Below are 13,245 nucleotides of genomic sequence, written 5' to 3'. Positions count from 1 at the left end.
CAAATGGCCCGCGAGCGCTATGCCTCGCGGGACCGCCTTGTGTTCAGTAGCACTGCTGCACTTCGAGTTGCGGGATCTGCACCGAGTCGGGGTGGACGATCGGCCGCAGTACCCGTTCCTCGCGCACGGCGGCGCGCTCGGGGTATTCCGCGTAGCGGTCGCCGCTGATGGCGAACACGTTCTGGTCGAACTCCGCCGCGCCCAATACCGCGTCATCGGCTTTCAAGCGGTTCGGAGCCACCAGCACCCGCGTTCCGGGAAACGCCGCCTGCAAGGCTCTTTCGTCCTTGCCGGTCAGCGGCGTGATACTGGCGTCGAACACCAGGGTGACCTCGTAGCTGGCGCACAGCTCCGGCACCAGCGCGCTCAGCGCGGCCAGGCCGATGAAGCGGCGCTCGCCATCGATGCCATCGGCGTAGCAGAGGTTGTTGCTGTCCAGCACCAGCCCGCGGATTTCCTTGTCCAGCAGGCGGGTGATATCGCGCAGCCGGCGATTGAGCTTTTCCTCGTCCCGGACAAGTCGACGCTGGTTCATTTGCGCCTCCCTGAGGACCGGGGCCGGACGCCCCTTGCCCGCGCCAAAGCGCCGTTCACACTGGCCATGAATGATCGCCCTGTCCCTGGGGCTTTGCGCATTGTCCAGCGCGTCGATAAAGCACTCGGCGTCGACGATGTCCTGCTCCAGCGCCTGCAACTGCTGCCTGACGTGGCTCCAGTGACGGAACACTTCGCCAGCCTTGGCTTCCCAGCGCTGACTCTCGCGGTACGTCCGCTCTAGGGTGTCGCGCAGGCGTTGCAGCTCTTCGCTGAGCTGCCCGACCACCGCCTGCGCCTGCAACGGATCGAAATCCCGGTAGCGCTGCAGTTGCAGGCTGACGTCTTGCGCCAGACGCTCGTTCTCGCTGAGCTCGGAAGCCACGGCGGCCTGGGTGCGCTGGAACTGCTTGAGGCGCCCTTCGAGGGTGGTCACCTGACGCTTGGCAACGCTGCGTTCAGTCGAGATCCAGTGCACCGGCGACCAACCGGCCGCAGCCGTGCCGCGAGCCTCCAGCAGCTCGGTTTTACTGCTGCGCACACTCTTTTCGAGCTGTTCCAGTTGTTCGCGAGCGCTGCCGGTGTCGCGCTTGAGCTGCGCCAGCCGCGAATGGCCGGCGGCGTTGTCGAATGCCTCGAACCAGCGCAGGTCGCTGCGCAGGTGGTCAAGGGTGGAGGTGATCCGGTCGGTTTCCCCTCTCAGGGCAACGAGCCTGCTGGCGTGATTGTTCCTGTACACGGCTGTGTTTCCTTTTCCTGGAGGCGTCAGGCGGCTTTCGCGGAGCGCTTGCCGGCGGCATAGGTGGCTTTCGCCGCGAGCTTGAGCGCGACCACGGTTGCCGCGCCGGCGGCGAAACAGATGGCATTGACCAGCAGAAATTCGAGGGGAGAAATCGTGTGGTTCATGGATAGGCTCCTGAATATCGACAAAAGGCGGCTGTCTCAGCCGTTCAAGCGCGTGCCGCACTTGCCGCAGAAATTGCTGCCGGGGCTGATCACCGAGTGGCAACCGGGGCAGATGGATTTGAGCAACATCTTCTGGCGCATGTGGCCGATCTGGATGACGCACGGCACGGTCACGCGATAAGCCGGGCTGGCCAGGTCGAAGGCGGTCCAGATACCGGTAATGGCCCAGCCCAGCGGGCCGGCGAGCACCGCCAGGCCGCGGCCGAGGGTGGCGGAACCGGCCAGCGCGACGCCGCGTCCGACCAGGCTGCTCATGGTTGCGCTGGCGACGATGGCCGCCAGGTTGTAGGACGCCAGCCCCGACGCACCCAGCGACGCGAGCCAGGCCGCCAGCGCCGCCGGGCCCATGCCCGGTTTATAGGCGGCGCCAAGGGACTCGAACAGGGTCGAGCGGTCTGCATCGCTCATGCGCCCCAGCGACTGGGTGAAGACCTTGGCGATGATCGCCATTTCCATCTCGGCGCAGGACGTGCTCGGCGTGGTGTCGGCACTGACATGGCTGGCGACATCGCTCAACAGCTCGCGGTAGGCCACGCCACTGCCGCCACGGAACAGGTTCATCAGCGAGTTGCCGCCGTAGCGGGTCAACTCTTCGGCGAGCATGGCGCGGCTGGCGTCATTGGCGCCGTTGCTCTTGGCCTCGGTCAATTGCCGGCACACCGACGAAGACAGCGAGATACGGCCATTGCCGTTGTCGGTGATCACGTCGATGAGCAAGCCGAGGTCATCGGTACTGGCGCTCATCAGCACATCGGCGAGATCGGGGTCGTGGATGATCGGCATCCTTCGAATCCTCTGGAGAAAAGTGGGGTCCGGTTTGTTCAGGACGGGTCGTTGGGCGTGGAACGGGTGACCAGGGCACCGGCGATCGCGGTCAACAGCGGACGCAGGTAAACCGAGCTGGCATGGCCCAGCATCAGCGCATCGAGCTTCAGGCAGGCGCGCCGGCGCCACTCATCGCGGGCCTTGGCCCGGAGCACTTCCGGCGAGGCGCTGGCCCCTCGGGGATGGACGTCCGGGTGGACCTTGCATTCACGCAGGACCAACTCGACCACGTTGATATCGGAGGGCTTGCCTTCCCGGCGCAGCTTTTCCGCGGCCGTCAGGTAGTCGCGGCTGTCGGCCACGGCCGCCGCCAGGTCCGCCCAGTCCTGCGGGCGCATCAGCAGGAACGCAGGCGGGACGCCGAGGGCGTCGGCGAGTCGGCTGATGGTGGCGAGGTCCGGGTTGGCATCGACACCGGGCGCCTTCAAAGCACGCAAGGTGCTGCGGGCAATGCCGGTTTCGCGCTGCATGCGCGCCGCCGGAAACGGCCCCGGCTTGTCGCCGTCGCGCGGCGCGCCGGCAACTGCCAGCACCGCCGAGAGGTTTGCGCTGAAGCATTGGCCCAGCGTCGGGGAAGGATCGGGTTGAAGGGAATGAAATTGCATAGCCATCATCCTGCCAGTAGGTGATGGCACTTTAACCAGGGTGTTGGGGGTTTCAAACTATTAATGGAGTGTTGACGCTCCATGAAATTTGTAATTTTGCAAATTGTGGAGTTTGTGCGCTCCATATCTGGAGTGAAGGGCCGCGTTTCGCTCCAACAGCGGGACGAGCAGTCTGGGTTTTCGCGAGCAAGCTCGCTCCTACAGAATTGCGCGGCTCATCCTCCTGTAGGAGCGAGCTTGCTCGCGAGGCGCTGTTAGGTGCCGGCCGCCAAGGCACGAAACGCCGCCAACACCTCACCCGGCTTCTCCAACATCAACTGATGCCCACACCGCTCCAGCAACTCGAACTCACCTCGCGGCAACTGCCGGGCCAACGCTTCGCCGCCGCTGGCGGGGGTCAGGCCATCGCGGTCACCCGACAGCACCCGGACCGGCAACGCCAGCCCAGCCACGGCATCCGCTTCCGGCCATTGCGCATTCGCCACCAGCGCCTTGAACACATCCAGGCGATTACGCCGGGTCAGGCCTTCTTCATACGCCACCAGCGCCGGGTCAGCCTCGGGATGCCAGGCCTTTTCGCGAAAGCCCTTCGACAGCAACGGCCGGATGATCTCCAGTACCCACGCCGGCAGGTTGAGCAATCCACCACGGGCCAGCGGCCGGTGCAACTGCGAGCCCAGCAACAAGGCGCCGTCGATCGTGACCTGTGCCGGCTCCAGCAAGGCGCTGAGGGTCACCCCGGTGCCAAAGGAATGCGCCACCACCAAATTGCGCGCGCCGGCATGGCGGCGGACGATTTCCCGTTGGTCCGCCACCAGCTCCGACCAGGCATAAGCCGCTGCCGCGCGTGGTTTGTCGCTGTCGCCGTGACCGAGCATGTCCCAGCCCACCAGGCTGTAGCCTTCTTCGCCAAGGCTGCGCCACAGTTCGCGCCATTGGTCCTTGTTGCCACCGCCGCCATGGGCGAAGAACACCACGGTGTCGGCCCGCTCGGTGCCGGGTTGATAAGCCACGCTCAGGCGCCGGCCGGGCCGGACTTCCAGCAGTTCGCCGCGAACCCGCGGCAGTTCGGAAAACGCAGGTGCATCAGCCATGGGCAGTCAGGGCCTCTTCGGATTCAAGGTAAGCGGGCCGCGACAGGCCCAGGTGATCGCGCAACGTGCGGCCTTGGTAGGCGCGGCGGAACAGCCCGCGCCGTTGCAGTTCGGGGACGACGCTGTCGACAAAGCGCTCCAGCCCACCGGGCAGGAACGGCGGCATGATGTTGAAACCGTCGGCGGCGTCCTCGCTGAACCACTGTTCCATGCGGTCGGCAATCGTCGACGGCGTGCCAACCACCACCAGATGCCCGCGCGCGGCGGCCATGCGCAGGTACAACTGGCGGATGCTGAGGTTCTCGCGGCGGGCCACGGCGATCAGCAGGTCGCGGCGGCTGACCCCGGAGTTGGTCGCCGGCAGTTCCGGCAATGGCCCGTCCAGCGGATACGCCGATAGGTCGCTGCCGCCGGCGATATCCGCCAGCAGCGACAAGCCCACCTGCGGTTGCACCAGCGCCTGCAATTGCTGGTACAGCGCCTCGGCTTCGACCTGGCTGTCGGCAACCACCGGCAGCAACCCGGGCATGATCTTCAGTTGCCCGGCATGCCGGCCGTAACGCGGCAGCAACGACTTGAGTTCGCGGTAGAACTGCTGGGCGCCGGCCAGTTCCGGCTGGGCGGTGAAGACCATCTCGGCGTGGGCCGCGGCCAGTTCGCAACCGGCCTTCGAAGCCCCGGCCAGCACCTGCACCGGCGCCACGTTGCGCGCTTTCCACTGTTCGCGCACCTTGCCCAGGAATTCCCGCGCCAAGCCATAGCGCCGGGCGTGTTCGAAGTGGGTCTGACGACCGAAGTTGAAGGCCTCCTCGGCATTGCTCGAGGTCACCAGGTTCCAGCCGCTGCGCCCGCCGCTCAGGGCTTCCAGCGAAGCAAAGCCGCGCGCCACGGTATCGACGCTGTTGTACGAGGTGGTGACCGTCGCCACCAGGCCGATGCGCTCGGTCACCGCCGCCAACGAGGCCAGCAGGGTCAGCGGCTCGAAATGCTCGGTGCGAGCCATGCGGCTCAGGGCGTCGAGGTTGCCCGGCAACATCGCCAGGGTGTCGGAGAGGAACAGCGCGTCGAAACAGCCGCGCTCGGCGGTCTGCGCCAGGCGCCGGTAATGCTCGATATCCAGGCCGCCATCGGCCTGGGCGTCGGGGTGCCGCCAGCCGGCGACATGGTGCCCGGTGGCCATGAGAAAGGCGTTCAGGCTCATCATTCCACGGCTCATGACGCCACCTCCGCGCCGCTCGGGCGGTTGGCGGCGGGCAATGCCAGCGACACGCCGCTGAGCAGCGCGCGGGTGTAAGGGTGCCGCGGCTGGGTCAGCACCTGCGCCGTGGCGCCCTGCTCGACCACCTGGCCGCCCTGCATCACCGCGATGCGGTCACACAGCCGCGCCGCCACCCGCAGGTCGTGGGTGATAAAGACGATGCTCAGTTTCAGCCGCCGCTGCAGCGATTCCAGCAATTCGAGGATCTGCACCTGGATCACCGCATCGAGGGCCGACACGCACTCGTCGGCGATCAGGACCTTCGGCTCCACCGCCAACGCCCGGGCGATGCCGATACGCTGCCGCTGGCCGCCGGAAAACTCGTGGGGAAAACGCTCCAGCGCGGTCGCCGGCAGGCCCACCAGTTCCAGCACCTGCCGCGCGCGCCGCGCCGCCTCGGCCTTGCCCACGCCCTGGGCGAGTGGCCCGGTCATCAGGAGGGTGTCGATGCGCTGGCGTGGATTGAGGGAGGCAAACGGGTCCTGGAAGATCATCTGCACCTCGCTGCGCAAGCCGCGCAGCCGGCGCTGGGACAAGTGCGCGACCTCGCGCCCCTGCCACTCGATGCTGCCGGATTCCACCGGCAACAGCCGCACCAGAGCACGGCCCAGGGTCGATTTGCCGGAACCCGATTCGCCAACGATGCCCAAGGTCTCGCCTTCCACCAGTTGCACATCGACGCCGGCCAGCGCCCGGGTACGCCGGCGTTTCCACCAGCCGCCACGGCTGGCGAAGCTCTTTTCCAGCGCCCGCGCCTGCAACACCACGGGGGCTTCGTGCAGCACAGGCCGGGCTTCCAGCGGGCTGGCCGCCACCGCCGCGATCAGTTGCCGGGTGTACGGCTGACGCGGCGCATCGAGAACATCACGGGCGCTGCCCTGCTCCACCAGATGGCCCTTTTCCAGCACCAGAACACGGTCGGCGATGGCCTGGACCACGCCGAAGTCGTGGGTGATGAACAGCATCGCCATGCCCTTCTCGCGCTGGATCCGCCGCAGCAACGCGAGAATCTGCGCCTGGGTGGTGACGTCTAGCGCCGAGGTCGGTTCGTCGGCGATCAGCAGCGCCGGATCGAACACCAGCGCCATGGCGATCACCACCCGCTGGCGCTGGCCGCCGGACAGCTCGAACGGATAGGCATGGCGCAGCCGCTCCGGGTCTGGCAGACCGACATAACCGAGCAGCTCGATCACCCGCTGGCGGCGAGCGCGGGCGTTCTTCACGCCATGGGCCTGCAAGGTTTCGTCGATCTGCCGGCCAACGCTGAGCAACGGATTGAGGGCGCTCATCGGCTCCTGGAAGACCATGCTGATATCGCGGCCGCGCAACTGGCGCATGGCGTCTTCAGCGTGGCCGGCCAGGTCCTCGCCGCGAAACAGCACGCGCCCGCCCTCCACCTGCAACGGCGGCGGCAGCAGGCGCAACAGCGCCTTGGCCAGCATGGACTTGCCCGAACCGGACTCGCCGACCACGCACAGGCATTCGCCGCGTTGCAGCGTCAGCGACAGGTCATGCAGCGCATGGCTGCGGTCGGCACCGGCCGGCAGCGCGATGCGCAGGTGTTCGATGTTCAGCAAGGGGACCTCGCTCATACAGAATCTCCTGGCCGGCGGGCGGGTTCGAACGCGACCCGCAGGCCCTCGCCAACGCGATTGACCGCCAGCACGCACAACAGAATCGCCAGGCCCGGCAGCAGGCTCATCCACCAGGCTTCGCGCAGCAGGCCGCGGGAGGCGTTGATCATGTAGCCCCAGCTCATGGCTTCGGGGTCACCGAGGCCGAGAAAAGCCAGCGCCGCCTCGGTGAGGATCGCCGTGGCCATAACGAAGGTCATGGTCACCAGCAGCGGCGCCAGGGCATTCGGCAAGATCTGCTGGAACACGATCGCCAGCGGCGACTGCCCGAGCACCCGCGCCGCCTGCACGAACTCGCGTTGGCGCAGGCTGAGGAATTCAGCGCGCACCAGCCGCGCCACCGCCGGCCAGGCCACCAGCGAAATCGCCAGGACGATGGAACCCAGCGATGGCTCCAGCACCGCCACCAGAATCACCGCCAGCACCAGTTGCGGAATGATCTGGAAGAACTCGGCGAGGCGCATCAGCACCGCGTCCAGCCAGCCGCCGAAATAACCGGCGAGCGCGCCGACCAGCAGGCCCGTCAGCAGGGTCGCCAGGCTGGCCAGCGCACCGACCGCCAGCGACACCCGGGCGCCGTACAACAGGCCGCTGCCGAGGTCGCGCCCGAGCAGGTCGCTGCCCAGCCAGTGGCCGGCGTCCTGCAACGGCTTGAGCATCGGCTGGGCGTTCATTTCCCAGGGCGAACCCTGGCTGATCCACGGCGCCGCCACGGCCAGCACGGCCACCAGCAGCAGCCAGGCGGCGCCGATCAGCGCCGACGGTTGCGCGAGAAAACGTCGCGTCACGCTCGACTGGCTCATGCGCCCTGCCCTCCGGCGCCAATGCGCGGATCGAGCAGGCGGCAGGCCAGGTCGGTCAGCAGGTTGAAGCCGACCACCAGCAACGAAATCACCAGAAAACCTCCCATCAAAACGCCGTAGTCCCGCTGGGCCAGGGCGTCGTACATCAGCCGGCCGATGCCCGGCCAGGAATAGACCACTTCCACCAGCAACATGCCGCTGGCCAGTTGGCCCAGTTGCAGGCCGGCGAAGGTCACCACCGGCAGCAGCGCGTTGCGCAGCACATGCACCAGAAGGATCCGTCGCGGCGCCAGGCCCTTGGCCCGGGCGGTGTAGACGTACTCCTGGTTCATCGCTTCAAGGGTGGCGGCGCGGGTCAGGTGGATGTACAGCGCAAGAAACAGAAAACTCAGCGACAGGCACGGCAGCAGCAGATGGCGCAGGCGGTCCGCCAGCCAGGCGCCGCCGTGCAGCTCGCGGGCCACGGTTTCCATACCGAACGCTGGCAGCCAGTCGAGGCTCACCGAGAACAGCAAAATCAGCAGCATCGACAGCCAGAACGTCGGGATCGCATACAGCAACAACGCGCCCTGGGAAATCACCCCGTCCAGCCAGTGCCGCCGCTGCCGCGCGCGGGCCGCCAGCACACCGAGGCTCACACCCAGCAGCGACGACAGCAAGAATGCCGAACCCATCAGGCTCAAGGTCGCCGGCAGACGCTCGGCCAGCAGCGTCCACACCGGGGTCTGGTTGCGGTAGGAATAACCGAGGTCCAGGTGCGCCACGTTGCCCAGGTAGATCAGCAACTGCTGGCCCAGCGGCAAATCGAGGCCCATCTCCTGGCGCAGGTTGGCGATGAACCCGGCGTCATCGACCCCGGCCTCGCCCGCCATCAGCAGCGCCGGATCACCCGGCGCCAGGCGGATCAGCAGGAACGCCAGCACCAGCACGCCGAGCACCATCAACCCGGCGCGGCCCAGGCGCGCGCCGAGGAACAGCAGCGCGCTCATGGCGCCGGGGCGTCGAGGTAGACGCTCTCGTAGTCTTCATTGAGGCTGGTGGCGGTGCGCAGCAGGTTGTGCACCTGCTTGTGGAACAGCGTCGGGTAGCGCATCTCGAAGATCGGCGCGATCGGCAACTCGTCGTTCAGCACGCGCTCGAGCTGGCCGTAGAGCTTCTGCCGCTCGGGACCTTCGGCGGTATCGGCCACCTGGTTCCACAGGCGGTCCACCTCGGGGTTGCTGTAGCCGCCGACATTGGCGAACGGCGACGTCTTGAGGATGTAGTCGGTGCGGTACAGGTAGGCGTTGGTCAGGTACGGGTCGCCGATCTGGAAGATGAAGTTGTAGGTCAGGTCGAAGTCCCAGTCGCTGACCCGCTGGAACCAGGTCGCGGCGTCGGACGTCACCACCTGGACCTTGAAGCCCAGCGGCTGCAGCACCTGCTTGGTGTACTCGGCCAGGCGTTCCCAGGCGCCGCCCTTCTCGCCATTGAGCAGGCGGATGCGCACCGCGCCGACATCGACGCCAGACTCGGCGATCAGCGCCTTGGCTTTTTTCAGGTCATTGGCGTATTGCGGCAGTTGCGGATCGTGGTACGGCGACGCCGCGGCGAACGGCCCCTGGGCCACCTGGCCGGCGCCGAAGAAGATGTTGTTGACGATAAAGTCGCGGTTCAGCGCGTAGAGGATCGCCTGGCGCACCTTGGGGTTGTCCAGCGGCGGCTTGCGCGTGTTGATCTGCAGGAACGCCAGCCCGGCGTACAGCTCCCAGCCCTTGTCGGAGGCGGTCACGTCCGGCAGCGCACTGAGGCGCTTGAGGTCGGAATAATCGGCGTCGCCACCACGCAGCACCTGCACGTCATTGCGCTCGAACGCCGCGGCCCGCGACGAGCCGTCGGGGATCACATGGAAGATCACCGCGTCCAGGTGCGGCAGGCCTTTTTTCCAGTAGTCGGGGTTCTTCGCCAGCTTGATCCAGGCGCCGCGCTTCCATTCCTGGAAGACGAACGGCCCGGTGCCCACCGGCTTCAGGTTGTACGGGTTGGCGCGAAAATCGGTGCCTTCGTAGAGGTGCTTCGGCACCACCGGACGCAGGCCGCTGCCCAGCAGCGAGAGCAAGGGCGCGAAGGGCTTTTTCAGGTGGAAGGTGACGTGCAGCGGCGCGCTCGAATCGATCGACGCCACGTACTGCTCGAAGATGCTCGCCACCCGCTTGTCCACCTCCGGGTAGAAGGTGTTGAAGCTGAACAGCACGTCCTGCTCGCTGAGCGGCTTGCCGTCATGCCACTTGACGTCCGGCTGCAGCTCGAAGGTGTACGTCAGGCCGTCCGCCGACACGTTCCAGGATTTGGCGAGCACCGGCTGCGGCGTCAGCGCGGTGTCGAAGGTCAGCAACCCTTGCAGCACCTTGCCGCTGACGTACTGGGTCGAGACATGGGTGACCACGCCGTGCATCAGCGAGGGCGGCTCGGGCTGGGCGACCAGGTTGAGGACGCCGCCGTCGCGGGGTTCGGCGTGGGCGCTGCCGGCAAGCAGCGCGGCGCAGGCCAACAGGGCGACGCCCAGCCCCTTGAGCCGATGACGCGGCCCGACCCGGGGTGACTGACGATGAGGGTGACTGGGCATGGTGACTCCTTGGCAATGGTCCAGCGACTGTGCCAAGGGTTTTAGCAAGCGCTGTGCCACGGCCTCCGCACCCCGTAAAGCCTGGCGCTACGCCGGGTTGCCGGCGCCGGACTGATGAAAAAGCCACACCTGCGGCTGGCCGCTGTGGAAAAAGCAACAGTGCCGGTGCCGGCCCGCCCGCGAAGGGCCGCGCAACACGGGCCTGGCCGCGCTGGCACAGGGTTTGCCCTGTTTGCTGACTTCGAACCATTGAAAATGTGAGCGCCATGTCACTGGACTACCTGGGCAACCCCATCGATACCGACGACCACGACGCGCGTCAGGGCCTGGATGATTTCATCGCCGGCTTCATCGGCTACCAGCCCCGCGCCGAAGCCATCCTCGCCAGCGCCGACCGCCACCCCGAATCCGCCCTGAGCAACGCCCTGGCGGGGATCCTGCTGATGTTCGTCGAATCACCGGAAGGTCCGGTGCTGGCCGAGCGTTATCGGCAACGGGCGGCCAGCGTCGAGCCACTGCACCCACGGGCGGCGCTGTACCTGGCGCTGTTGCAGGCGTGGATCGCCGACGACCTCGACCGCGTGCTGCTGCTCGCCGGGCGCGTGCAGGCGCAGTACCCCCGCGACCTGTTCGCCGCCAAGCTCAACCAGTACGTGGAATTCAACCGTGGTAACTGGCCGGCGCTGCTGCGCGTCGGCCTGAGCGCGGTGGCGGCGGCGCCGGACATCGCCCAGAGCCACGGCATGCTGGCCTTCGCCTACGAGCAATGCCACCTGCTCGACGAGGCCGAAGCCAGCGCGCGCCAGGCCTTGGCCCTGCAACCGAGCGAGCCCTGGGCCCAGCATGCGCTGGCCCATGTGATGCTGACCGAAGGCCGCATCGATGAAGGCATCGCCTTTCTCGAAGACGTGAAGGCGCACTGGCAGGGCCTGAATTCGTTCATGTACACCCACAACTGGTGGCACCTGGCGCTGTTCTACCTGGCCCGGGGTGAGGATGCGCGGGTGCTGGAAATCTATGACCGGCATGTCTGGGGCATCCTCCCCGAGTACTCCCAGGACCAGATCGGCGCGGTGTCGCTGCTGGCCCGGCTGGAACTGGCCGGCATCAATGTCGGCGAGCGCTGGCAGGAACTGGCGCCCTGGCTGCAGAAACGCCACGCCGATACCGTGCAGCCGTTCCTCAGCCTGCAATACCTCTACGGCCTGGCCCGGGCCGAAAAACCCGAGGCGGACCTGCTGCTGCAAGCGCTGCGGCTCCACGCCCATCAGGCTCCGGTCTTCAGCCGGGCGGTCTGGGCCGACGTCACCCTGCCGGTGGCGGAAGCGCTGCTGGCCCATGCCCGTGGCGATTTCCCGCGGGCGGCGCGGCTGCTCGCCGGCAGCCTGCCGCGGCTCAACGAGATTGGCGGCAGCCATGCCCAGCGCGACCTGTTCGCGCAGATCGAGCTGGATGCGCGGCTGCGCGCGGGCGAATGGGAAGTCGCCCAGCAAACCCTGGAATTGCGCCGTCGCTACGACGCCCTCGACGTACCGACCAACCGCAGCCTGGCGCGGGTCTACCGCGAACTGGCCTTGCCGGCCCTGGCCCGGCAGGCCGAGGACCGGGTCGAGCAGGTGCTCAGCCAGCGTTAGCCCGCCGCGCTTCGTACACGCCCCGGGCAATCGCCCGGGCCACACAATCGGCGGCGGCCGAACCGATGCTGCCGATCCGCACCTGACGCTGGGCGCCGCTGCCCAGTTCCACCGCGCCGGAGGCCAGGGCGAACACCGTGTCGCCATCGAACGGCAGGTGCGCCGGACGCACCGCCCGGGCGATGCCGTCCTGGGCCATGATCGCCACCCGCTTGCATTCGGCGGTGTTCAGCCGCGCGGTGCTGGCCACCACCACCAGCGTGGTATTCGCCCCGGCTTGCAGGCGGCCCATGGAATCCAGCCGCGACAGCTCCGGGATCGGGTCGCTGCAATCCTGGTCGCCTTGCGGTCGGGCGCCGCCGAACTCCCCGGCAATTTCCCAGGGCCAGGCCCAGAACGTCTCGCCGTCGGGCATGTACACCGAGCCGATAGGGTTGGCGACCACCAGCGCGGCGACCATCAGGCCGTCGCCGAGGTCCAGCGACGCCGAGCCGAGGCCGCCTTGCAGCACCCCGGCCATGGCGCCGCGCCCGGCACCGACGGCGCCGAGGGCGAAGTCACTGGCGCTGTTGCCCAGTGCTTCAAAGCCGAGGCGGCGGTATGGCGGCTCCAGGCCCCAGTGTTTGTCGCCGCCGTTGGCCAGGTCGTGGAGCACCGCGGCGGGGACGATAGGGATCGCCGGCGCGCCGGCTTTCAGGTGCAGGCCGACGCCTTCGACCGACAACGCCGCAGCCACGGCATCCGCCGCGCCGAGGCCGAACACCGAGCCGCCGGCGAACACCAACGCATGCAGTTGCCCGACCATGTTTTCCGGTTCCAGCGCCGCCGTCTCCCGCCCGCCCGGCCCGCCGCCGCGGATATCGACGCTGGCGGTCCAGACGCTGTCGGTGCGGATCACCGTGACCCCGGTGTCGACCCGCGTATCGGTGGCGTGGCCGACGGTCAGGCCGGGAATGTCAGTGAGGGCGTTGCGGGGACCGGGGAGCGGCATAAGCGGGAATCCTGAAAATCGATGTGGTGGTGCCAAGGTCCTCAGCAAGTCATATGCCATGTGGGACAGGTGTGCAGCTCATCACGATGGCTCGGCGCCCCGACACGTCCGCGCTGGCCTGATCACTGTAGAAAAACCAACACCCTGCCCCCGACACCGCTGAAAAATCACCAACCACCCTCGCCGCCCCGCCTCAACCCCCTGTTTTAAAAGCCCTTTCCCGACTGGCACAGCCCTTGCTCCTGCCCCATCACCAGAGCTTGCCCCAACAAGCCGCCCCTACTGACCTCATCGGA

Annotated in this window: 12 protein-coding genes; 1 reads left to right on the top strand and 11 read right to left on the bottom strand. The window is 67.3% G+C overall.

The window, feature by feature from the left end; all coding sequences use genetic code 11:
• Positions 1–43 precede the first annotated feature (43 nt).
• The 10 genes from CKW37_RS22525 to CKW37_RS22485 all read right to left on the bottom strand — a co-directional run bounded on the left by CKW37_RS22525 (position 44) and on the right by CKW37_RS22485 (position 10,324).
• A complete protein-coding gene (locus CKW37_RS22525) occupies positions 44–1,273 on the bottom strand; it encodes a hypothetical protein (RefSeq protein ID WP_095158474.1) in 1,230 nt (409 codons plus the stop codon).
• Positions 1,274–1,299: 26 nt separating this feature from the next.
• On the bottom strand, positions 1,300–1,440 hold the full coding sequence (locus tag CKW37_RS33015) for a hypothetical protein (protein ID WP_177454471.1): 141 nt from the start codon (positions 1,438–1,440) through the stop codon (positions 1,300–1,302).
• A gap of 36 nt (positions 1,441–1,476) precedes the next feature.
• Complete coding sequence (locus CKW37_RS22520; protein ID WP_095158473.1) at positions 1,477–2,283, bottom strand: ubiquinol-cytochrome C chaperone family protein; 807 nt, start codon at positions 2,281–2,283, stop codon at positions 1,477–1,479.
• Positions 2,284–2,321: 38 nt separating this feature from the next.
• On the bottom strand, positions 2,322–2,930 hold the full coding sequence (locus CKW37_RS22515) for a helix-turn-helix transcriptional regulator (RefSeq protein ID WP_256587834.1): 609 nt from the start codon (positions 2,928–2,930) through the stop codon (positions 2,322–2,324).
• Positions 2,931–3,184: 254 nt separating this feature from the next.
• A complete protein-coding gene (locus CKW37_RS22510; protein WP_095158471.1) occupies positions 3,185–4,024 on the bottom strand; it encodes an alpha/beta fold hydrolase in 840 nt (279 codons plus the stop codon).
• Positions 4,017–5,240 carry an LLM class flavin-dependent oxidoreductase gene (locus CKW37_RS22505; RefSeq protein WP_177454470.1) on the bottom strand — a complete coding sequence of 408 codons (1,224 nt, stop codon included), beginning with the start codon at positions 5,238–5,240 and terminating at the stop codon, positions 4,017–4,019. Before CKW37_RS22505 ends, CKW37_RS22510 begins: the two co-directional genes overlap by 8 nt.
• The gene (locus CKW37_RS22500; RefSeq protein ID WP_095158469.1) at positions 5,237–6,874 is read right to left on the bottom strand and encodes an ABC transporter ATP-binding protein; all 1,638 of its coding nucleotides are present in this window, start codon (positions 6,872–6,874) and stop codon (positions 5,237–5,239) included. Before CKW37_RS22500 ends, CKW37_RS22505 begins: the two co-directional genes overlap by 4 nt.
• Positions 6,871–7,719 carry an ABC transporter permease gene (locus tag CKW37_RS22495; protein WP_095158468.1) on the bottom strand — a complete coding sequence of 283 codons (849 nt, stop codon included), beginning with the start codon at positions 7,717–7,719 and terminating at the stop codon, positions 6,871–6,873. Before CKW37_RS22495 ends, CKW37_RS22500 begins: the two co-directional genes overlap by 4 nt.
• Entirely contained in the window at positions 7,716–8,708 is a 993-nt protein-coding gene (locus tag CKW37_RS22490; RefSeq protein WP_095158467.1) for an ABC transporter permease, read from the bottom strand. Before CKW37_RS22490 ends, CKW37_RS22495 begins: the two co-directional genes overlap by 4 nt.
• The gene (locus tag CKW37_RS22485) at positions 8,705–10,324 is read right to left on the bottom strand and encodes an ABC transporter substrate-binding protein (protein ID WP_095158466.1); all 1,620 of its coding nucleotides are present in this window, start codon (positions 10,322–10,324) and stop codon (positions 8,705–8,707) included. Before CKW37_RS22485 ends, CKW37_RS22490 begins: the two co-directional genes overlap by 4 nt.
• A gap of 266 nt (positions 10,325–10,590) precedes the next feature.
• On the opposite strand from CKW37_RS22485, the gene CKW37_RS22480 reads away from it, so the two are divergent.
• Positions 10,591–11,958 (top strand): tetratricopeptide repeat protein, encoded by a 1,368-nt coding sequence (locus tag CKW37_RS22480; RefSeq protein ID WP_095158465.1) that lies wholly within the window; start codon positions 10,591–10,593, stop codon positions 11,956–11,958.
• Here CKW37_RS22480 and CKW37_RS22475 read toward each other — a convergent pair.
• Positions 11,945–12,949 (bottom strand): P1 family peptidase, encoded by a 1,005-nt coding sequence (locus CKW37_RS22475; protein ID WP_095158464.1) that lies wholly within the window; start codon positions 12,947–12,949, stop codon positions 11,945–11,947. The genes CKW37_RS22480 and CKW37_RS22475 overlap by 14 nt on opposite strands.
• Positions 12,950–13,245 lie beyond the last annotated feature (296 nt).

It is taken from the genome of Pseudomonas sp. Irchel 3E13 (assembly GCF_900187455.1).
In the GTDB taxonomy this organism is placed as follows: domain Bacteria; phylum Pseudomonadota; class Gammaproteobacteria; order Pseudomonadales; family Pseudomonadaceae; genus Aquipseudomonas.
Note: the sequence above shows the minus strand (reverse complement) of the source record. Positions and strands in the feature narration are given on the sequence as shown.

Excerpts from the sequence above, each read along its gene's own strand:
- CKW37_RS33015 (WP_177454471.1), bottom strand. The coding sequence starts at position 1,440 with ATGAACCACACGATTTCTCCCCTCGAATTTCTGCTGGTCAATGCCATC.
- CKW37_RS22520 (WP_095158473.1), bottom strand. The coding sequence starts at position 2,283 with ATGCCGATCATCCACGACCCCGATCTCGCCGATGTGCTGATGAGCGCC.
- CKW37_RS22515 (WP_256587834.1), bottom strand. The coding sequence starts at position 2,930 with ATGCAATTTCATTCCCTTCAACCCGATCCTTCCCCGACGCTGGGCCAA.
- CKW37_RS22510 (WP_095158471.1), bottom strand. The coding sequence starts at position 4,024 with ATGGCTGATGCACCTGCGTTTTCCGAACTGCCGCGGGTTCGCGGCGAA.
- CKW37_RS22505 (WP_177454470.1), bottom strand. The coding sequence starts at position 5,240 with ATGAGCCGTGGAATGATGAGCCTGAACGCCTTTCTCATGGCCACCGGG.
- CKW37_RS22500 (WP_095158469.1), bottom strand. The coding sequence starts at position 6,874 with ATGAGCGAGGTCCCCTTGCTGAACATCGAACACCTGCGCATCGCGCTG.
- CKW37_RS22495 (WP_095158468.1), bottom strand. The coding sequence starts at position 7,719 with ATGAGCCAGTCGAGCGTGACGCGACGTTTTCTCGCGCAACCGTCGGCG.
- CKW37_RS22490 (WP_095158467.1), bottom strand. The coding sequence starts at position 8,708 with ATGAGCGCGCTGCTGTTCCTCGGCGCGCGCCTGGGCCGCGCCGGGTTG.
- CKW37_RS22485 (WP_095158466.1), bottom strand. The coding sequence starts at position 10,324 with ATGCCCAGTCACCCTCATCGTCAGTCACCCCGGGTCGGGCCGCGTCAT.
- CKW37_RS22480 (WP_095158465.1), top strand. The coding sequence starts at position 10,591 with ATGTCACTGGACTACCTGGGCAACCCCATCGATACCGACGACCACGAC.
- CKW37_RS22475 (WP_095158464.1), bottom strand. The coding sequence starts at position 12,949 with ATGCCGCTCCCCGGTCCCCGCAACGCCCTCACTGACATTCCCGGCCTG.